This is a genomic window from Bradyrhizobium sp. 27S5 (assembly GCF_037217225.1).
GTDB lineage: Bacteria > Pseudomonadota > Alphaproteobacteria > Rhizobiales > Xanthobacteraceae > Bradyrhizobium > Bradyrhizobium septentrionale.
Genome location: NZ_CP147714.1, coordinates 6,781,275 through 6,800,704, shown reverse-complemented (window position 1 = coordinate 6,800,704; position 19,430 = coordinate 6,781,275). Strand labels below are relative to the sequence as shown.

The following is a 19,430-nucleotide window of genomic DNA, read 5'->3' as shown; positions in this document are numbered from 1 at the left end:
AAGATGGAAGGTCAGACCATGGACAATGCGCTCGAACCGATCGCAACAGCGGCGCCGTTCAACACCGCAAAACTCGATCGGCTGATGGAGGAGGCGGGCATTGACGTGCTGATCGCGACCTCGCGGCACAATGTGCAATATCTCCTTGGTGGCTATCGTTTCTTCTTCTTCGACGTCATGGAGGCGATCGGCACCAGCCGCTATCTGCCGGTGTTCGTCTATCAGAAGGGACATCGAGACAATTCCATCTACATCGGGAACGGCATGGAAAAGTTCGAGCATGAACTTGGGCGGATAGCGGCGCCGATTGTCAAAACCGGCAGTTGGGGCACGATCGATGCGATCGGGCTTGCGATCGATCATGTGCGGAAGCTCGGGGGCGGGACAAAGCGCGTCGGCGTCGAGGCAGGCTTTCTGCCGGCTGACGCCAGGGATCATCTGATCGCCGGCCTCGACGAGGTCGAGCTCCGCGAGGCCCACTTCACGCTCGAACGCCTTCGTGCCGTGAAGTCTCCCGCCGAACTCGCGCTGATCAGGGAAGCGTCCGAACGGGTCGTCGATGCGATGCTGGTGACGTTCAAGAACTGTGCACCGGGTATAACCAAGAACGATGTCGTCGCTCGTCTGCGGCGCGAGGAACAGGAACGCGACCTCGTCTTCGAGTATTGCCTGATCGCCGCGGGAAAGAGCCACAACCGTGCGCCGTCGAGCCAGCGTCTCGCGGAAGGCGATGTGATCTCGATCGATTCCGGAGGAAACTACCGGGGATATATCGGCGACCTCAGCCGCATGGGCATCCTGGGGGAGCCCGACAGCGAGCTTCGCGAATTGCTGCAGGAGATCGAGGACATCCAGCAGGCCGCGCGCCGCATCATCCGGCCGGGCGTCATGGGGGGCGATGTGATTGCGTCAGGCGAGGCCGCCGTCAAATCGTCTCCCCATCGTGCCGTGCTTGACTTCACCGCGCACGGAATTGGGTTAGTCAGTCATGAAGCGCCGCGCCTGACTGCCACCGGCCCGGTCCCTTATCCGCCGTACGATGCCGATCGGCCGCTCGAAAGCGGGATGGTGATTTCGGTCGAAACCGCGTTGCTGCATCCGGCGCGCGGCTACATCAAGCTCGAGGACACGCTGATCGTCTCTGAGACGGGCTGGGAAGCCCCCGGTGACCATGGCCGGGAATGGAATGCGACGCGTTCCAACGCGTAGATGGTCGATCAGGGCCATCTCGTCGGTCATTTGCGCGACTGTTTCGGTGTGACGCCGGGAGCGTGCGCCGCGGCTTCGAGGTAACCGTTGCGTTGCTTCTTGATCCCGTTCCAGAAGCTTTCAGCCGCGTTGGTGAGGCGAGATCGGGAACGAAACAGGCAAATGCTGATCGCAATGTCCCATTCCTCCCCGCCTGCTCTTAGCAGCCGGCCGCTTTGCAACTCGCGCTGAACGAGGCTGCGGGGCGCCCAGGTGATGCCACGACCTTCACGCGCCATGTCGACCAGCAACATCACTGGCGCGGCAAAACTCGGCACGAGAACGGCCGCAGGCTCCTTTGCCGCAAGGAACGAGTTGACGATCCGCCCCACGCCCGATCCAGGATGGTAGGCAAGGTAGGGCAGCGGGGCCTTGGTGGAACCCGGCAACTGATAGCGAGGCATCGGTTTGCGTCGGCGGCCACCTCGCGGCGTGTGCTTTGAAGCCGGTGCGCTGATCGGAACAAGCACGTCGGTGTCCAGCTCGATGCGTTGAAAGCGATCCGTATCCAGTCGTGTGACGAGGGTAGGGTGATAGTGAGTCAGCAGGAAGTGCGCCTGTGCTTCGAGGAGGAGTCTTTCACACCCACCAAAGTTGGATGCGACGAGTTGCACCGCCGAACCGGTCCGGGCACGGTCCGTCTTTCGTATCCAGTCCGGAAAGAACGACTGCGAGAGCGCGTGCGTGGCGACGAACTGGATGGTTTCGGCTTTCAGGCGCGCCGCCTCCAGTGCCTCCTCCCGGCCGTTCAGGACTCTGCGCAGCACATCCTCCGCGATCGGACGGAAGCTCTGCCCGGCGGAGGTGAGGGTCACGACATGGGTGCTCCGCTCGAACAGCGGCGTACCCAGCCATCCCTCCAATGCCTTGATCCGGCGGCTCAGCGCCGGCTGGGTGACATGGCGGCGCTCAGCGGCGCGCGAGAACCCGCCCTCCTCGGCGATCGCAAGGAAATCCTCCAGCCAAATCAGGTCCATAATGACGTTTTGTCCTCAAATCATGCCGATACGGCATTAGCGCCGGACAGGCTGCTGGTCCAATGTAAGCGCCATCGCAAAACCAGAACAAGGCGCCATCCGGATCCGGCATGGCGCGAACACACCTTTGGGGGAAACGAATTGCAGGTCGCCACAACTCCGCTGTCCGAGTCTATCTCGGGGGCCGCGTCCGAGCGGCGGCGCAAGCCGCTCTGGCGCGAGCAGTATGTGCTCGTGGTGGCCGGTGCCGCGCTTGGCGCGCTGTTCGGCGCTTTGTTCCCGGCTGTCGCCGTCGAGTTCAAGCCGCTCGGCGATATCTTCATCTCGCTGATCAAGATGACGATCGCGCCGTTGATCTTTCTGGTCGTGGTCACCGGCATTGCGCAGGTCGGCGACATGAAGGCGGTGGGCCGGATCGGCCTCAAGGCTCTCGTCTATTTCGAGGTCGTCACGACCCTGTGTCTGCTGCTCAGCTTCGTCGTGGTGCGTTGGGTCCAGCCCGGCGCGGGTGTGGCGCATGCCACCACGCAGCAGGCCGAGACGGTTGCCCGCTACGCGCAAGCCCATGTCGGATCGCTGTCGGCCTACATCCAGCATATGGTGCCGGAAAGCTTTGTCGGTGCGTTCGCGAGCGGCGACGTGCTCCAGGTGCTCGTGCTCGCATTGTTGTGCGGCATCGGCCTCGTCCTGCTCGGCGACAAGGCTCCGCCGCTGCGGTCGGGCCTGGAGCGGGTGACCGAGCTCGTCTTCAGCGTCGTCCATGTCGTGGTGGCGCTGGCTCCGATCGGCGCCTTCGGCGCCATGGCCTTCACGATCGCGAAGTTCGGTGCCGCCACGCTGTATGCGCTGGCGCTTCTGGTCGGCACGGCCTGGGCGATGATGGCGTTCTTCATCTTCGTCGTTCTCGGCACGATCTGCCGCATCGCGGGTATTCGCCTGATGGACCTGCTGCGCCTGTTGCGCACCGAGCTGCTCGTCGTGCTCGGCACCTCGTCGTCAGAGACCGCCATCCCTGGGATGATGGAGAAGCTGCCGAAGGCGGGTGTCGGGCGGGCGGTGGCCGGCCTCGTCATTCCTTCCGGCTATTCCTTCAATCTCGACGGCGTCGCGCTGACGCTGCCGCTGAGCACGATCTTCGTCGCCCAGGTCTACGGTGTCGAGCTGACGGCCGCGCAACAGCTCAGCCTGTTCGTGGTGATGCTGTTCACCAGCAAGGGTGCGGCCGGCGTCACCGGCGGCGCGTTCGCGGCGCTGGCGACGACCGTGGTCGCGGCCGGGTTGCCCGCGGAAGGACTGGCGCTGCTGCTCGGCATCGACCGCTTCATGTCGTTGGCGCGGGCCATCACCAATACCATCGGCAACGCCGTGGCCGCGATCGTGGTCGCGAAATGGGATGGCGAATTCAACAGCGAAGACTGGGCTCGGTCTTCCGCTCAAATCCAGACAGCAAAGTAAGGACCCATGGCTACCAATACAAATGAACTGCCGATCGTGGCGCTGACACCGGGTGACTGCACCGGTATCGGCCCCGAACAGACCGCGCGCATCCTCTCCGACGACCGGCTCAGCGATGCTGCGCGCCTCGTCGTGATAGGCGACGCCCGTGTGCTGGACATGGGCATGGCACATGCCGGCGTGAAGCTTGACGTCGAGCGGATCAGCTCGCCCAAGGCGGCTCGCTGGGGACAGGGCACCGTGCAACTCGTCGATCTCGGCAACACCGATCCCGCGAGATTTCCGCTCGGCAAGTCCAACGCCGAGTCCGGCCGGCTGACCGGTGAGACGCTGTCGCGCGCGATCGAGTTCGCCAAGGCCGGCGAAATCGACGCCATCGCATTCGCGCCGCTCAACAAGCGGGCGATGTTCGACGGCGGCTGGAAATTCCCCGACGAACACAAGATGTTCGCGAACCTGCTCGGGCACAAGAGCTACTTCTCCGAGATGAACGTGCTGGACGGCCAATGGATGTCGCGGGTCACCGGACATCAGTCGCTGCGCGAGGCGCTGGACGGCATCAATGCGGAAAGTATCACCGATGCGATCGAGCTGGTCGACCGGATGATGCGCAGGGCCGGCGTCGCCAGGCCGCGTATCGCGGTGGCCGCGCTCAATCCGCATGCCGGCGAGGGCGGCCTGTTTGGCCGTGACGAGATCGAGTTGATCCGCCCGACGGTCGAAGCGGCCGCGAAGAGAGGGATCGCCTGCAGCGGACCTTATCCCGCGGATACGGTCTATGTCCGGGCGTTTGCCGGCGAGTTCGACAGCGTCGTCGCGATGTATCACGACCAGGGCCAGATCGCGACCAAGCTGCGCGGCTTCAACCGCGGCGTCACCGTCACGGCCGGGCTCGAGACCGTGTTCACCACGCCGTCGCACGGGACGGCATTCGATATTGTCGGCCAAGGCGTCGCGAAGACCGGCGCCTTCGAAAGCGCCGTCCGCCTCGCGGCGCAGTTGGCCTCGATGAAATCCTCGACGAAGTCTTTGGAGACATCCCATGCACACTGATCGCAGGACCCTGATCCGGGCCGCCGCCGCGCTTCCGCTCTCGGCGGTCGGCAGCAGCGCGGCCTTCGCGCAAACCTCCGCGCCAGCGCCGGCGGCCGCGCCGCCCAAGGAGGTCACCCGCGCGCTTGCGCATTATCTCGTCACCGCGAGCTATGACGAGCTGCCGGCCAATGTCCGCAAGGAGGGGGTTCGGACGCTCCTGAACTGGGTCGGCGTCGCCATCGGCGGATCGCATCACGAGACCGTCGACATTGCGGTCGCCGCGCTCGGTCCGTTCTCGGGTCCGCAGCAGGCCTCGCTGTTCGGGCGGCGCGAGCGGTTCGACATCATGAACGCGGCCTTCATCAACGGCGTGTCGAGCCACATCTTCGACTATGACGACACGCATCTGAAGACCATCATCCACCCCGCGGGTCCCGTGGCCTCGGCGATCCTCGCGCTGTCGGAAATGCAGCCGGTCTCAGGCAAGGAGTTCCTGAACGCGCTGGTGCTCGGCGTCGAGACCGAATGCAGGATCGGCAACTCGGTCTATCCGAACCATTACGATGTCGGCTGGCACATCACCGGCACCGCCGGTGTGTTCGGGTCGGCGGCGGCCGTCGGCAAGCTGTTGAAGCTGAACGAGCAGCAGATGATTTGGGCGTTGGGCCTCGCGGCGTCGCAGCCGGTCGGCTTGCGCGAGTCCTTCGGCTCCATGAACAAGAGCTTTAACCCCGGCCGCGCCGCGTCCAGCGGCATCTTCGCCGCCATTCTGGCTTCGAAGAATTTCACCTCGTCCGACGCGATGATCGAAGCCAAGCGCGGCTGGGCCAATACGATCAGCACCAAGCAGGATTACAACGAGATCCTGGGCGACCTCGGCAAGCGCTACGAGGCGGCGCTGAATACCTACAAGCCGTTCGCCTGCGGGATCGTGATGCATCCCGCGATCGACGCGGCAATCCAGCTGCGTAACGGGAACAGGCTGACCGCGGACCAGATCGAGCGCGTCGAGCTGAAGGTCCATCCGCTGGTGCTGGAGCTCACCGGCAAGAAGACGCCGCGGCAGGGGCTTGAAGGCAAGTTCAGCATCTACCATGCCGTTGCGGTCGCGATCGTCGAGGGTGCCGGCGGCGAGAAGCAGTTCAGCGATCGCGCGGTGACCGATCCAACCATCGTCGCGCTGCGGAGCAAGGTTGTGCCGGTGATCACACCCGGCATCAAGCCGGAGCAGGTTGATCTGACCATCGTGCTCAAGGACGGGCGCAAGCTGAATCGCTTCATCGAGCACGCGATCGGCAGCGTCGAGGTGCCGATGAGCGACAAGCAGCTCGAGACCAAGTTCTCCGACCTCGCGGACGGCATCATTCCCGCCGCAATGATCCGGCGCGTCATGGATGCCTGCTGGAATGTCGAGAGCCTGCCGAACGCGGCGGACATTGCCAAGATGTCGGTTTCGGCCTGATCGCGGAGGAAGCAGCATGCCGTCACGCCGCCGTTTTCTGCAATCCGCCGCTTCGGTTGCCGCCATGGCGGCCGCCGGTGGCCGCCCGGTGCGCGCGGCGGGCCCGGGCGTCACCGAACGGCTGGCGCGGTACATGGTCGCCGCACGCGATCAGGAGCTGCCCGAGCAGGTGGTGCTGGCATGCAAGCACCGCATTCTCGATACGCTCGGTGCCATGGTGTCGGGCTCGCGCATGAACCCCGGCATCATGGCACTGAAATATGTCCGAAGCCTCGGCGGCGATGCGCAGGCCTCCGTCGTCGGTTCCGATTTCCGGACCACGGCGGTCAACGCAGCGCTGGCCAACGCCATGTGCGCCCATGCCGACGAGACCGACGACTTCGAGCCTGTCACCAAGGCGCATCCGGGATGCTCGGTCGTGCCGGCTGCTTTCGCCTTTGCCGAGCGGGAACATCGCAGTGGGCAGGACGTCATGCGCGCCGTCGCGCTCGGCTACGACCTGTGCTGCCGCCTGCTGATGGCGCTGGGGCCGGATCTCGTGCGTGGCTCGCATCGAAGTGCCGAAGGAACCTCGTCGACCTTCGGTGCGCTCGGCGCCGCCGCGTCGCTGGCGCGGCTTGACGAGAAGGGGATGCGCTATGCGATCTCCTATTCGTCGCAGCAGGTCTCCGGCCTGTGGAGCTGGGTTAGGGATCACGACCATGTCGAGAAGGCGTTCGACTTCGCGGGCATGGGCGCGCGCAACGGCGTGATGGCCGTCGACATGGTCCGCGCCGGGTTGACCGGCGTCGATGATGTGCTCGACGGCAACCACAATCTCTTCATCGCGCTCTCGACCGATCCGAAGCCGGAGGAGATGGTGAAGGATCTCGGTAGCCGCTTCTACGTTACCGAGACGGCGATCAAGACCTTTTCGGTCGGCTATCCCATTCAATCGCCGCTGGATGCCACGCTGACGCTGCGCAAGCAGCATGGCCTCACGCCGGACAATGTGCGCAGCATTCTGGTCAAGCTTCCGACCGATGCGATGGGGATCGTCGGCGAGAGCGCAATGCCGGACGTCAATTGCCAGCATCTCGTGGCCGTCGCCCTGGTGAAGGGGACGGTGTCGTTCAACGACAGCCACGACGTCGCGCTGATGCATGATCCGAAGATCCTCGAGCAGCGCGCCAAGGTGACACTGGCCGGCGACAAGGCGCTGATGGACCCCGCCGCGCCGCGCGGCGCGATTGTCGAGGTGACGCTGACCGACGGCAGGAAGCTCGATCACTTCACCAAATATCCGCCGGGCACCAGGGAGAACCCGCTGAGCACGGAAGCCGTGGCGGCAAAGACGCGGGACCTGATTGCGCCGGTGCTGGGCAACGAGAAGACCGAGAAACTGATCGAGCAGATCGGCAATCTCGAGCGGATCGACGACATCGGCAAGCTGAGGCCATTGATGACGGCCTAGAGAGGCTGGTGGCTGCGCGAACAAGGGAGGAGACGCCGGATCGGGCCAGGCAGGACCGAATGAGCGATCGATGTCCTTGGTGCGCCCGCGGCAGAAGTAATGGCGGGAGCCTTAGAGCGCACCAAATCTGCCATAATTGCTTTCACGATTGGCCTTTTGCAGCAAATCTGCGCGGGTGTGGCGGCGCTGAACAGCCCGGTCCCGGCACGTGCCGAACAGCCGCACGGGCGCTTAATGAGCGCTTAACGCTTTTGCGCAACAGATAAGGCCACCAGCGCGGAATTAGTCCTAGTTACGAGTGCGAGCCGAGCTCCCGAGGAGGGGAATCGGATGGGACTGCTTTTTGTTGGAGTGCTGGCAGGAGTCTTGATCGGCTTTGGCTGGGTTGCGCCTTCCCGAGGATATTTCCTTGGGTGCGCGTCACAACCCTGTTTCGACAGGGTTGCCGTCGTTCAACCCGCGCAGCCAATGCCAGCGGCATCGGCGCCAGATCCTGCGATCGTCAAATCGAATTCTGCCACCTTGGCAAGGTCCGGCAAGAAATCCTTGAAGAAGCGGGGATCGGCCGACCTCACCAAAGCGGCAGCTCCGCGAACGAGGATCAGCGTCTCGCCATCCCAACGCCCCGCGGGCGCATCAGATCCTGTCCTGGACAAGGCAAAGGTCACGATCGCGACGAGGATGGGGGATCCAGGATCGGTCGAGTTTAGCGATATGAAGCGCGCAATGCGAAAGAACACGCTTGGACGCCACGTGGATACGATCTGCGGGCGTGTGAAGGGAAGAAGCGCGTCAGGCAGCGAGACTGGAGACAGGCCGTTTCTGTATCTCGTGAAGGAGGATGAAGCATATGTCGTCGACGGCAAGTTAGGGTCGGCGGCTTCAATCGCGTATCGAAATATCTGCAATTAGGAAATGCGTCGACTGCGTCACCGCGCGGTACGCGCCCAAATGATTTGAGCGGAAAGAATTTCCAGCCAAGCGCCAAGTGATCCCGTGCCAAGTGATCCCGTAGTGGATACGGCACCCAACACTGGCGCTGTACTCTCGTAGTACCGCATTCAGGATGAATGCAGCATCACGAGAGACGAAATGGGAATATCGCGGAAATTCTTTTAACTTCGGGGAAATCATGCACGACATAGCGCACTCCTCAAAGCGGCTCAATGAATCCCTTCACTTGCCGGTTCTGGTGATCGTCGAGCCGCTCCTGTTGCCTCGCACATGCATTCTGAACGTCCTCAGGCGGGAACTCGACGAACTCGAGATCCTTGACATGGCGACAGTCCAAAGCCTGGACTGCACGTCAGCCCGTGATGTTCGTCTGGTGGTGCTCAGTATCGCGGACAAGCCCATCGGCGATCCCTCGGTTGAGGACGATTTTGCCTTCGTTGCGGAGTGCTGTCCCAACGCCGCCGTTGTAGTCCTGTCAAATCATGACGACGAGCCGACCGTGCAGGCCGCGATGCAGCGGGGCGTGCGCGGCTTTCTTTCCACCTCGCTACCAATCGAGATCGCCATAGCTGGCCTGCGCCTTGTTCTCGTCGGCGGCGTCTACAGGCCGTTGCCCGTCGCCGGGATGAACAAAATGCCGGATTTCGAGCCGCCGGACGCGCGTGGGCTCGCGTCCGCATATCTGATCAACGAGGCAGCCAGGCTGGCTATCGACAGGAGCGTGGCCGATCTCACGCCTCGAGAGCAGCACGTTCTGGCGGAACTGGAGCTCGGCCTGCCCAACAAGCTTATCGCCGCCAAATTGAACCTCTCGGAAAGCACCGTCAAAATGCACATTCAGCACATCATGAGGAAATGTGCCGCCCACAATCGCACGGAAGCGGTCCTCCGTTGGCGCGGCCGGTTGCCCGCGCAGAGTCGTGATCTCGAGCCGGGCGCAGCTCTGACGACGGAGACCTAGTCACCTTGACCAGGATCAATCCTCCCTGAATGCACCGCGGAAGCTATCGAGCAGGGGCCTGAGTGCGTAAAGTGCGACGGTGCCGCGCCCTGTCGTGATGAACACTTCAACCGGCATACCGGGGACGATCCGGATGTCGTTTTCTGCGATCTGCGCGTCGTCGATCCGGATCCTGGTTGCGTAGTATGGCTGGTCGGTACGCTTGTCGAGAAGCCGGTCAGCGGACACATGCACGACAGTCCCCTTCAGTCGCGGCACGCGACGCTGATTGTACGGTACGAGATGCACCTCGGCATTGAGGCCGGCGTGAACCACATCAATGTCCTCGGGTCTCAGGCGGGCGGTCACGATGAGGCGGTCTTGCCGGGGTACCAGGTCCATCAGCGGCGCACCCGCCCCGATGACGCCGCCGGCTGTATGGATCCGCAGGTCGGTTATCACGCCATCCTCAGGCGCCTTGACCTCTGTTCGCGATAGCTGATCCCTGGCCGCAAGCAACCGCTCGCGGAGCTGGAATATCTGGTTCTGCGCTTCACGAATCGACTGCGCGATCTCGTTCTGCCTGTCGCTCTCTAGCTTGAACAATGTCGCCTGCTGCTCGCTGATGACCTGCCCGGCGCGGGAAATCTGTGCGGTGATCTCGCCGCGGCGACCCTCAACGTCGGCCAGTTCGCGTTGCAGGTTCAGAAGTCGCGGCCGCCGTTCGAGTCCTTTGTTGACGAGGGTCGTGACCATGTCCAGTTCCTCCCGGACGATATCGATTCGCTGCCTGGTAGCGCTCTCCTGAGCCCTGAGACCTTCGATCTCCCTTTCAACTTGAAGCATTCGTTCGCGAATGACCGCAAGCTGCGACTCGTGAACCTGCCGACGTGCCTGAAAAATGAACTGCTGCGCCGACAGCGCTGCGGCGGCCACTCCATTCTGCCTGCTGTCTTGTTCCAGCGCGCTCGGGATCGCGATCCTCTCGAATCTCTGCTGCTCGGCCTGAAGCCGTGCGGCACGGGCAATTGCATCCCACAACTGACCTTGAAGGCTTTGCACCTCCGAACCGGCTCGGGTGTCGTCCAGCGCGATCAGCATCTGTCCGCTTCGCACGACGTCGCCGTCCGAAACCAGGATCTTCCTCACGATACCGCCTTCCAGATGCTGAATTGTCTTGCGGCTCGATTCTGATTCCACGACGCCCGACGCGATCGCGGCGCTCTCGAGCGGCGCGAGGCTCGCCCATGTGCCAAGCCCAACCATGAAGAAGGCCACCAGCAGATTGCCCGCGAGCATGATACCGCGAAGCCTCCGGCGCGGAGATGTCGGCGTGGGTGTCGAGCACCATGGATATTCAAGAGGCTCGAAATCATCGATTGCGGTAACCACGGCTCCAAGTCGTCCGGCGAACGGGGGCCTTGCAGGCGTTCGCATGACCTGGTCCCAGATCACGGGAAGTCTCGAGACCGCTGGAAGTTTCGCCAGATAGTGAGAAAAGCTCGAGATCATGGCGCAATCTGCGATGTAAGCTGGGGACGGCTCAGATGCCGTTCGAAAATTTCCTCGCTGTCGCCGAACGCGACGACCGCACCGTCTTCCATGATGGCGATCTTGTCCGTGGCTGCCAGCGGACCCATGCGGTGCGTAACGACGACAAGGATCGCACCTGCGAGCTTCATGCGCTGGATGGCATCCAGCAGCATTCGCTCGCCCCCGTAGTCGAGGCTGGCGTTCGGCTCATCGAGAACGACGAGGCGTGGACTGCCGAAAAAGGCGCGGGCCAGACCCAGCCGCTGCCGATATCCGCGCGAGAAGACTTTCTCACTGTGGACCACCGTGTCGTAACCCTGCGGCAGGCGCATGATCGCCTCATGGATTCCGGCGAGCTTGGCCGCTTCGGAGACCTTCCGCCGATCGGCATCATCGAGCCGTGCGATGATGTCGTTGATCGTATCGCCGATCAGGTCGATGTCCTGAGGAAGATAGCCGAGATGGTGGCCGTTTCGGCCTTCGCGAAGCAGCGAGACGTCGGTATTGTCGAGAAGAACACGGCCATGCGTTGGCATCGACAGCCCGGCAATCACCTGGCCAAGCAGGGACTTGCCTGACCCGGACGGACCGACAATGCCGAGGCATTCTCCGGGCGCGAGCGTGAACGAGACGCCGTTCAGCAGAAGATGGTTGGTCCCTGCAAGCCTGACGCCGACATTCTCGACGACGAGCCCGCTCCGGGCTTGCCGCGGCGAAATCTCCGTATCTCGCTGCCCGGCGGCGGGGAATGCGGCGAGAAGCGCGCCGAGCCGCTGACAGGCGCTCGCGGCTGTCGCGAGTGACTTCCAGCCTGCGATCGCACTTTCGACCGGCGCGAGCGCCCGGCTGAACATCAGCATGGAAGCGAAGATGATTGCCGGACTCTTCCCGTGATCGAGCACAAGCCACGCGGCGGCCCCCATGATCAAGACCTGCGACAGCGCGCGGACCGGCTTGGTGACCAGCATGACGATCTCGCCCCGCCGGATTGCCGCATCGTGCTCCCTGCGCGCCTCCTGCGCGTCGTGATGGATCATGCGCGCAGCGCTATCGAGCATTCCCATGGCGCGGATCATGTGGATGTTGCCGGCGGCTGCCTGGAGGCGACCGTAGCTTCTGGACAGTGCGGCGCCGGATCTGAGCAGAACGTCTTCCGTGACCAGATCTCCGACAAGGGTGATAGCGAACAGGAAGGCTACGCAGCAGGCACCGACTACGCCCAGCAAGGGATGGATGAGAAAGAGGACAAGAAGGAACAAGGGCGTCCAGAGCGCGTCGAACAGCATCGGACATGCGCCGGACTCAATGAATTGGCGCAGCACGGTGAGATCCCGATATGTCCCGGATGCTTGCGTCCAATCGCTGCGAAACGCCGATTCGAGGCCGGCCGAAAGCACGCAAGGACGGAGCCGATCGTCGAGCCAGGCGCCAAGGCGCGCCAGCAGTGCACGGCGCAATGCATCGAACACCCCTCCGACCACCACCGTGATCGCGACAATGAGCGTGAGCAGGAGCAGTGTGTCGCCGCTCCGGCTCGACAAGACTCTGTCGTAGATCTGAAGAAGATAGATGGAGGGAGCAAACAGAAGCAGATTGTAGCTGCAACTATACGCGAATACGAGACCGAGCGGTCCCGCGCAGGACCAGAGGGCCGCATGCAGTGGTGTCCGGATCTGCGGCAGGATGGGCATCTGAATGGGCGGCATCAGCATGATCGTCACCGCCTGAAATCGAGGTCCGACGCACTTGCTCGATGGTCGGCGTCATCTGCCAACGGCATCGGCGGGGCATTCGCTTGAACTCCAGGACCGGCGGCGGTGGCCACCGGTCCTGCCAGTCGGACGAACCGGTGGTCAGAGCGTATCGAGATGGAAACTCACTTCTCCACCCAACGCAGCGTTGCCGTCTCCGCCATTGCCGCCGATGCCGGCCAGGACCTCCTGATGCTGGTCCACCGCGAGCTTGTTGATCTGAGTGGCATCCGTATTGGCGTATACCTTGGAAGTATCATGGCCGCTGTAGGATTTCTGGCTTCCGTTCGACTCGGCGGCTCCGCCGTTGGCTTTCGCAAACAACGAGGCTGTCGCGTTTGCGCCGCCGGCGTCCCAATCCGCCTTCTGAGTCACGTGATCGCCGGTGCTCACATGCACATCGGCGCCTTCTGCCTTGTTGGTCGGATCGAAGTTGACCGTCGGCTTGCTGATGATAGCTCCCTTGAAGGTACCATCGCCGCCATTTCCGACACTTTGACCACCGGTGTTGATCGATTTGAATTCGATCGAATCCGAGATGTGAATCGCCTTGGGCAACATGTGAGCCTCCGTGCTTCTGTTGGCTGTCTCGCATCATCCATCCCGATCAGGCGGACGCGCGCGGCAAGTCTGATCCGCCCATGCGCGATGACGATAGATGTCAAATCGGACACCATCCGGCTCGGTCGATCTACGTACGAAAGTATGTCATTCTTCCCGCAACATCCGAGCTCGAAACGTCCGGGGACGGCGCCTTTGGGTGAGCTCGTATGCACAGGGCCGCCTTCCGACCAGGCCGGCGCGCGCGGTTTGATATTGCGCTATCCCATCAGGTGAAGGTCTGACAGAAGGTGGGCGGTAAGATCGCCACCCAGCGCGAGATTGCCGTAGCCGCCGTCTCCGCCAAGTCCGGCGATCTGCACCGCACTCTGGTCGATGTGCACGTTGTTGACCTGATCGGCCAGGGCCGTCGAATGGGGACCTGCGATTGCGATGTTGATGGGTGCATAGATGGCGACGCTGACATCGACCAGGCTTCCGGCAAAATAGCCGTTGCCGCCATTGCCGGCGCCGTTCGAACCGGTCGCAATCGTGTCGGAGCCGCCCCACAAGCCGTGAGAGAGAAGGTTTGCATGGCCGCCCGTCGCGGCGTTGCCATTGCCGCCGTGTCCGCCAATGCCGGCGATCTGAACTATGGATTGATCCACGTCGGCGTCATTCGTCTGGACCGAATGAACGTTGGAGCCATAGCCCGCGACTGCGATGTTGATCGGGGCGTACAGCACGAAGGAGGTATGGACGAGTCCGCCGTAGAACACGCCGTCGCCGCCATTGCCGGCCTGGCTTCCGCCCGTTTGAAGGTCCGAGACGCCCCCTCCGTTTGATCCCCAACCGGGGTCGAGCGTGATGATGCTGCCGCCGGCGGCCACGTTGCCATTTCCGCCACTTCCGCCGACGCCCGCGATCTGTATGGCCGATTGATCGATGTCGACCGTGTTCGATTGACTTGCTTGCGCAGTTCCGCCCGGGCCCGCCACCGCAATATTGATCGGATGATAGATCACCACAGGAGCGTCCACCAACGCACCCGAGAAATAGCCGCTGCCGCCGTTTCCGGCGCTGTTGTGGCCGCCGGTCGCGATCACGTCGAAGCCCGAGGAAGCACTGACGCTCCCTCCCGATCCAATGTTGTCATTGCCGCCATGGCCGCCGACGCCGGCCATCTGAAAGGCGGATTGATCGACATTCAGATTGTTGGACTGGCTGGCCAGGGCGACCGAGCCGTATCCCAAGCTTACCGAGATGTTGATCGGTTCATAGATCAGCACCGACGCGTGAATGATCCCCCCGTAAAAATAGCCATCTCCGCCGTTCCCGGCCGTGTTCGCTCCGCTCTCGACCTTGGCAATGTCCGTCCCGGGATGGGATGCGCCGGAAGCGGACGTGGTGGGATGCTCGGATTGAACCGGATGGGAGTCATGATGCTGGGTATGCGCGCTCGCCGGGTGCGCTCCAAGGCCTGCAAGTGGGCCGGTGCCATGAACCAGGGCAGCAGCTCCGCCGACCGCGTCAGTCGCGAACGGGGCGCTCGGCGCAGGGCCCGGTTCATCGTCACCATCGTACCCATCGTGGTGAAGAGAGGCGTGATGCAGCCGGATTCCATCCGACATCCGTAAAAAATCCATCATAGCCTTCCTCATCGCAATCGCTCCGCGCAATCGGACGGGTTCTGCACTCCGGACAGAATGTCATCCAGGGAAGGTTGAAAGCCCAGCCGGCAGTTTGGATATAGCGGTTCGTGTGGGAGCCGTAACATCGGCTACATCCGTTTGGGTGCGGTTATAGCCTTCTGACTTTGTGCGGGCCGAGACTGGAAAGTGCGAATCCTGGTGCCGCTGGGGCCGATTGACCAGGGAAGGCCTCGCTTACACGAATTGTCGGAACAGATGTCGGACGATCATCGACCGCCCGGCGCTTTCGCTCGGCAGTGGCTGGGCAGGCAGCTCGGCTTTGTTGACACTTCGACGAACGTTCGCTTTTCAGATTGTACGTGGGTTGCAACGAGGTAGAGGACACCGGCGATACACAGCGTCGCCAGGCTCGCGACTGCCACGCGCACCCCACCCTGAAGCAACAGCTTACCTAGCTCACGGATCATCATGTCGGGTGGAATAGAGTTGAGTCGTTAATCGTTCGTAGGCCCGTGCCTATTATCGATCAGAGAGATGATTATTGCGTTGCTCAACGTCGTGAGAGCTCGCGAGATTGGAAAAACAAGAACCGTCCAACCAGGCTCGTCCAAGCTCGACACCGGAACGGACAGAGCAGGCGTCTGTGGCGAAAACTGCGGCGACGCTTTTTTGGCTTGTGCGGGACTGGCTACAACCCTTTGATCTCATTGGTGGGCCCGGCAGGACTCGAACCTGCAACCAGACCGTTATGAGCGGCCGGCTCTAACCATTGAGCTACAGGCCCCGCCGCCTTGCGGGCCGCAAGGCGCGGCCGGCAACGGTGCGGGCTCCGTTTACAGGGTGCGCGGGGTTTCGGCAATGCCGCACCTCGCGCTCCCTGACCGTCCGCGTCAGTCGACCGAGACGCCGGCGAACTCGACGACCTTGCGCCATTTCTCGGTCTCGTCAGCCACCAGCTTGCCGAATTCGGCCGGGGTCATCGGCTTCGGGATGCCGCCGACCTCGGCGAGGCGCGCCACCAGTTTGGGGTCCTTCAAGGCCTCGCCGACCGCCTTGTTGAGGATGTCGACGATTTCCGGCGGCGTCCCCTTCGGCGCGGAGATGCCGTAGAACCCGACCGACTCGAAGCCCGGCACGGTCTCGGCGATCGCCGGTACGTCGGGCACGCTTGGCCAGCGCTGCGGCGAGGTCACGCCGAGCGCACGGACGCTGCCGCCGCGCGACTGCTCAAGCGCCGACGGCAGATTGTCGAAGATCAGCTGCACCTTGTCGGAGATGATGTCGGGGAAGGCGATCGCTGATCCCCGATACGGCACGTGCTGCATGTCGCACTTGGTCATCGCCTTGAACAACTCGGCCGACATGTGCACCGAGGTGCCGTTGCCGGACGAGGCGTAGGCGATCTTGCCCGGATTGGCCTTGCAGTAGTCGATGAACTCCTGAACCGTCTTCACCGGCATCGCGTTCGAGACCACCAGCATGTTGGTAAGCTGCATGATGCTGGCAACAGGGGTGGTGTCACGCAGGAAGTCGTAGGGCAGCTTCTTGTAGAGTGAGGTCGAGATCGCATTGTTCGGCGCCACGAACAGCAGCGTATAGCCGTCCGCCGGCGAGTTGATCGCGGCGGCGGCTGCGATGTTGCCGCCGGAGCCGGCGCGATTCTCGACCACGAATTGCTGGCCGAGGTGATCCGACAGCCACTGGCTCATGATGCGGGCGACGATGTCGACCGGGCCGCCGGCGGCAAACCCGATCAGCCAGCGTACCGGACGGTTCGGATAGTCGGATGCGGAGGAGGGGGCAATGGAGGCAATGCAACACATCAAACCAAGCAACGCGGCACGCGCAAATCGGATCATCATTTCTTCCCGTCATTTTCTTGTGACTGTTGCCGGCATGGTTTCACAAAACGCTGCCTTTGCCTACGACCCCGCCCGTGCGACGATAGTCTTGCTCACGTGCAATGCTTGAGGCTCGAGATGAAATTCGCTGTTATGATTTGCGCCGGCGCGTTGCTGCTCGTGGGCGGCGCGGCGGCGCAAGAGGGGGGCAAGACCATTTCCAAAACCACGATCAGTTTCGCCACCGCGACGCCGGGCGGCGGCTTTCCGCTCTATGGCAATGCGTTTGCCGAGGTGATGAATGCGGCCGATCCGACATTGTCGATCGAGCCGCGCAACACCAAGGGCTCCAACGAAAACATCCCGCTGCTCGAGGCCGATGGCATCGATATCGCAACCGTCGCCGGCGAGCCGTCCTATGAGGCCTTGATGGGCATCGGCCGGCCGAAGGCCACCAAGCTGAAGATCCTCACCGCGATGTATTCGAGCCCGGGCATGTTCGTGGTCCGCGCCGACAGCCCCTACAAGACGATCCAGGATTTGGTCGGTCAGCCCGTCGCGTTCGGCGCCAAGGGCTCGGGCCTGCCGATCCTGTCGCGCTATATCCTCGACGGCATCGGGCTGAAGCAGGACGAGGACTTCAAGTCGATCTATCTCGATCGCGCCGGCGATGGACCGGCGATGGTTGAAGACGGCCGCACCGCGGCGCTGTGGGGCGCCGGCATCGGCTGGCCCGGCTTCAGCAAGATGGCCGAGAGCGCGAGCGGTGCGCGCTTCATTGCGCCGACCGCGGACGAAATTGCCCGCATCCGCGCCAAGCACACCTTTCTCAAGCCGCTGACGATCCCCGCCGGCAGCTATCCGAAGCAGACCGAGGCAATCGCCTCGGTCGGCTCCTGGAGCTACATTCTGGTGCGCGAGAGCCTGCCCGACGATGTCGCCTATCGGCTCGCGAAGACGTTGCACGGCGCGGAGGCAACCTTCTGCAAGAAGCTCGCCCAGGCCTGCGAGACCACGGCGGCGAACACCGTCGCCGCAGCGCCCGACATCAATTTGATCCACCCCGGCGTGCTCAGATATTTCCGTGAGATCGGGGTGGCGAAATGATGAGGGCGAGTAGGGAGTAGCGAATAGCGAATAGTTGTTCCCGTTCGTCACGCACCACCCGCAATTCGCCGCTCCCTATTCGCCATTCGCTATCTCACTTCTTCACCAGCGAGCACGCCGGGTCCGGCGGGCCGAACGCGTCGTCGCCCGAGATCTTCGCCAGGATCTTGTAATAGTCCCACGGATATTTCGACTCGGCCGGGGTCTTGACCTGGACCAGCCAGAGGTCGTGCACCATCAGATTGTCCTCGCGGAGCTTGCCGTTGCGGGCGAAGAAATCCTCGACCGGCTTCTCGCGCATCTTGGCCGCGACCTTGAGGGGATCGTCGGTGCCGGCATCCTTGACCGCATTCAGATAGGCGGTCACCGAGGAATAGACGCCGGCCTGCCACATCGTCGGCATCCGGTTCATCTTGGCGAAATAGCGCTTCGACCACTCGCGGGTCTTGTCGTCCATGTCCCAGTAGAACGAGGTGGTCAGCAGCAGCCCCTGTGCGGCGTTCAGGCCGATCGAGTGGATGTCGGTGATCAGTGCGAGCAGCGCCGCCATCTGCTGCCCGCCTGCGAAGATGCCGAACTCGCCGGCGGTCTTGATCTCGTTGGTGTTGTTCGGCGGACCGCCGGCGATGCCGATGATCTTGGCCTTCGAGGCCTGCGCCTGCAGGATGAAGGACGACAGGTCGGGCGTGGCGAACGGTGGCCGCACCGCGCCGAGCACCTTGCCGCCGTTCTTGGTCACCACGGCGGAGGCATCCTTCTCCAGCGAATGACCGAACGCGTAGTCGTCGGTGATGAAGAACCAGCTGTCGCCGCCGCGCTTCACCACCTCCTGCGCGGTACCGACCGCGAGCGCCCTGGTGTCGAACACCCACTGCATCGTATAGGGCGAGCAGAATTTGCCATGGAAATCGGTCGCGCCGGTCGAGTGCGTGATGAACAGCTTCTTCTTTTCGTTGGCGATGTTCTGCACCGCGAGCCCGACCGCCGAGACCGGCACGTCGACGATGAGGTCGACCTGATCGACGTCATACCAGCGCCGCGCGATGGTCGCGCCGATGTCCGGCTTGAGCTGGTGATCGCCGACGATCACCGTGATGGGCTTGCCGAGCGCCTTGCCGCCGAAATCGTCGACCGCCATCTGCGCGGCGGTGACCGAGCCCTGTCCGGTCGGCGTCGAGGCCGGACCATTCATGTCGGTCAGCACGCCGATCTTGACGACGTCGTCGGACACCTGCGCCGATACGGTCGAGGAGGCCAGCAGCGCGGCTGCGAGCGTCCCGAACATGGCTAGTCCTTTGGCGATCATTCTGTCTCCCTCCTGAATTGGCGCATTGGCCATTATTGGTTGTGCCGGATCTCCGCGACCCGGTCATATTGGTTTCTTTTGCAACTATTTCGGGGGCTTCGTCAACGCGCCTTCGGTCTAATGACGGAGGTCCGGACCGGTCCGAGACAGTTTCTTTCGCCGCCGATTCAGTCCAT

15 protein-coding genes and 1 tRNA gene are annotated in these 19,430 nt (G+C 62.8%); 7 read left to right on the top strand and 9 right to left on the bottom strand.

The genetic code is table 11. The annotated features are described in order from the left end of the window. The first annotated feature begins 3 nt into the window (after positions 1–3). A complete protein-coding gene (locus WDM24_RS32095) occupies positions 4–1,209 on the top strand; it encodes a Xaa-Pro peptidase family protein (protein WP_338828615.1) in 1,206 nt (401 codons plus the stop codon). 26 nt (positions 1,210–1,235) lie between these two features. Here the strand turns inward: WDM24_RS32095 and WDM24_RS32090 are convergent, their stop codons facing one another. After that, positions 1,236–2,225: a LysR family transcriptional regulator gene (locus tag WDM24_RS32090; protein WP_338828614.1), complete on the bottom strand. Its 990-nt coding sequence runs from the start codon at positions 2,223–2,225 to the stop codon at positions 1,236–1,238. A gap of 141 nt (positions 2,226–2,366) precedes the next feature. On the opposite strand from WDM24_RS32090, the gene WDM24_RS32085 reads away from it, so the two are divergent. From WDM24_RS32085 to WDM24_RS32070, 4 genes are read left to right on the top strand one after another with little or no spacing between them, the layout of a single operon-like run. Continuing rightward, complete coding sequence (locus tag WDM24_RS32085; protein WP_338828613.1) at positions 2,367–3,680, top strand: cation:dicarboxylate symporter family transporter; 1,314 nt, start codon at positions 2,367–2,369, stop codon at positions 3,678–3,680. Positions 3,681–3,686: 6 nt separating this feature from the next. Then, entirely contained in the window at positions 3,687–4,733 is a 1,047-nt protein-coding gene (locus tag WDM24_RS32080; RefSeq protein WP_338828612.1) for a PdxA family dehydrogenase, read from the top strand. Then, on the top strand, positions 4,723–6,177 hold the full coding sequence (locus tag WDM24_RS32075) for an MmgE/PrpD family protein (protein ID WP_338828611.1): 1,455 nt from the start codon (positions 4,723–4,725) through the stop codon (positions 6,175–6,177). Before WDM24_RS32080 ends, WDM24_RS32075 begins: the two co-directional genes overlap by 11 nt. Positions 6,178–6,193: 16 nt before the next feature. Next, on the top strand, positions 6,194–7,630 hold the full coding sequence (locus WDM24_RS32070) for an MmgE/PrpD family protein (protein ID WP_338828609.1): 1,437 nt from the start codon (positions 6,194–6,196) through the stop codon (positions 7,628–7,630). A 452-nt stretch (positions 7,631–8,082) separates the two neighbouring features. Here WDM24_RS32070 and WDM24_RS32065 read toward each other — a convergent pair whose 3' ends face one another. Then, a complete protein-coding gene (locus WDM24_RS32065; protein ID WP_338828608.1) occupies positions 8,083–8,370 on the bottom strand; it encodes a hypothetical protein in 288 nt (95 codons plus the stop codon). Positions 8,371–8,696: 326 nt separating this feature from the next. Here WDM24_RS32065 and WDM24_RS32060 point away from each other — a divergent pair, with 326 nt between their 5' ends. Next, complete coding sequence (locus WDM24_RS32060) at positions 8,697–9,545, top strand: response regulator transcription factor (protein WP_338828607.1); 849 nt, start codon at positions 8,697–8,699, stop codon at positions 9,543–9,545. Positions 9,546–9,560: 15 nt separating this feature from the next. Here the strand turns inward: WDM24_RS32060 and WDM24_RS32055 are convergent, their stop codons facing one another. The 6 genes from WDM24_RS32055 to WDM24_RS32030 all read right to left on the bottom strand — a co-directional run bounded on the left by WDM24_RS32055 (position 9,561) and on the right by WDM24_RS32030 (position 16,859). Further along, positions 9,561–10,823 (bottom strand): HlyD family type I secretion periplasmic adaptor subunit, encoded by a 1,263-nt coding sequence (locus tag WDM24_RS32055; protein WP_338828606.1) that lies wholly within the window; start codon positions 10,821–10,823, stop codon positions 9,561–9,563. A gap of 209 nt (positions 10,824–11,032) precedes the next feature. Beyond that, a complete protein-coding gene (locus tag WDM24_RS32050; protein WP_338832485.1) occupies positions 11,033–12,769 on the bottom strand; it encodes a type I secretion system permease/ATPase in 1,737 nt (578 codons plus the stop codon). A gap of 141 nt (positions 12,770–12,910) precedes the next feature. Then, on the bottom strand, positions 12,911–13,369 hold the full coding sequence (locus WDM24_RS32045) for a hypothetical protein (RefSeq protein WP_166298369.1): 459 nt from the start codon (positions 13,367–13,369) through the stop codon (positions 12,911–12,913). A gap of 260 nt (positions 13,370–13,629) precedes the next feature. Beyond that, entirely contained in the window at positions 13,630–14,994 is a 1,365-nt protein-coding gene (locus WDM24_RS32040; protein WP_338828605.1) for a hypothetical protein, read from the bottom strand. A 714-nt stretch (positions 14,995–15,708) separates the two neighbouring features. Then, positions 15,709–15,784, bottom strand: a tRNA-Ile gene (locus WDM24_RS32035). Positions 15,785–15,890: 106 nt separating this feature from the next. After that, positions 15,891–16,859, bottom strand: a complete 969-nt coding sequence (locus WDM24_RS32030; protein WP_166298367.1) for a Bug family tripartite tricarboxylate transporter substrate binding protein — start codon at positions 16,857–16,859, stop codon at positions 15,891–15,893. A 120-nt stretch (positions 16,860–16,979) separates the two neighbouring features. Here WDM24_RS32030 and WDM24_RS32025 point away from each other — a divergent pair, with 120 nt between their 5' ends. After that, the gene (locus WDM24_RS32025) at positions 16,980–17,948 is read left to right on the top strand and encodes a TAXI family TRAP transporter solute-binding subunit (protein ID WP_338828604.1); all 969 of its coding nucleotides are present in this window, start codon (positions 16,980–16,982) and stop codon (positions 17,946–17,948) included. A gap of 94 nt (positions 17,949–18,042) precedes the next feature. On the opposite strand, the gene WDM24_RS32020 is transcribed toward WDM24_RS32025, so the two are convergent. Further along, complete coding sequence (locus WDM24_RS32020) at positions 18,043–19,233, bottom strand: ABC transporter substrate-binding protein (protein ID WP_338832484.1); 1,191 nt, start codon at positions 19,231–19,233, stop codon at positions 18,043–18,045. Positions 19,234–19,430 lie beyond the last annotated feature (197 nt).

Coding starts and splice junctions, on each gene's coding strand:
- WDM24_RS32095 (WP_338828615.1), top strand. CDS start 4: ATGGAAGGTCAGACCATGGACAATGCGCTCGAACCGATCGCAACAGCG.
- WDM24_RS32090 (WP_338828614.1), bottom strand. CDS start 2,225: ATGGACCTGATTTGGCTGGAGGATTTCCTTGCGATCGCCGAGGAGGGC.
- WDM24_RS32080 (WP_338828612.1), top strand. CDS start 3,687: ATGGCTACCAATACAAATGAACTGCCGATCGTGGCGCTGACACCGGGT.
- WDM24_RS32075 (WP_338828611.1), top strand. CDS start 4,723: ATGCACACTGATCGCAGGACCCTGATCCGGGCCGCCGCCGCGCTTCCG.
- WDM24_RS32070 (WP_338828609.1), top strand. CDS start 6,194: ATGCCGTCACGCCGCCGTTTTCTGCAATCCGCCGCTTCGGTTGCCGCC.
- WDM24_RS32060 (WP_338828607.1), top strand. CDS start 8,697: ATGAATGCAGCATCACGAGAGACGAAATGGGAATATCGCGGAAATTCT.
- WDM24_RS32055 (WP_338828606.1), bottom strand. CDS start 10,823: ATGCTCGCGGGCAATCTGCTGGTGGCCTTCTTCATGGTTGGGCTTGGC.
- WDM24_RS32050 (WP_338832485.1), bottom strand. CDS start 12,769: ATGCTGATGCCGCCCATTCAGATGCCCATCCTGCCGCAGATCCGGACA.
- WDM24_RS32045 (WP_166298369.1), bottom strand. CDS start 13,369: ATGTTGCCCAAGGCGATTCACATCTCGGATTCGATCGAATTCAAATCG.
- WDM24_RS32040 (WP_338828605.1), bottom strand. CDS start 14,994: ATGGATTTTTTACGGATGTCGGATGGAATCCGGCTGCATCACGCCTCT.
- WDM24_RS32030 (WP_166298367.1), bottom strand. CDS start 16,859: ATGATCCGATTTGCGCGTGCCGCGTTGCTTGGTTTGATGTGTTGCATT.
- WDM24_RS32025 (WP_338828604.1), top strand. CDS start 16,980: ATGAAATTCGCTGTTATGATTTGCGCCGGCGCGTTGCTGCTCGTGGGC.
- WDM24_RS32020 (WP_338832484.1), bottom strand. CDS start 19,233: ATGTTCGGGACGCTCGCAGCCGCGCTGCTGGCCTCCTCGACCGTATCG.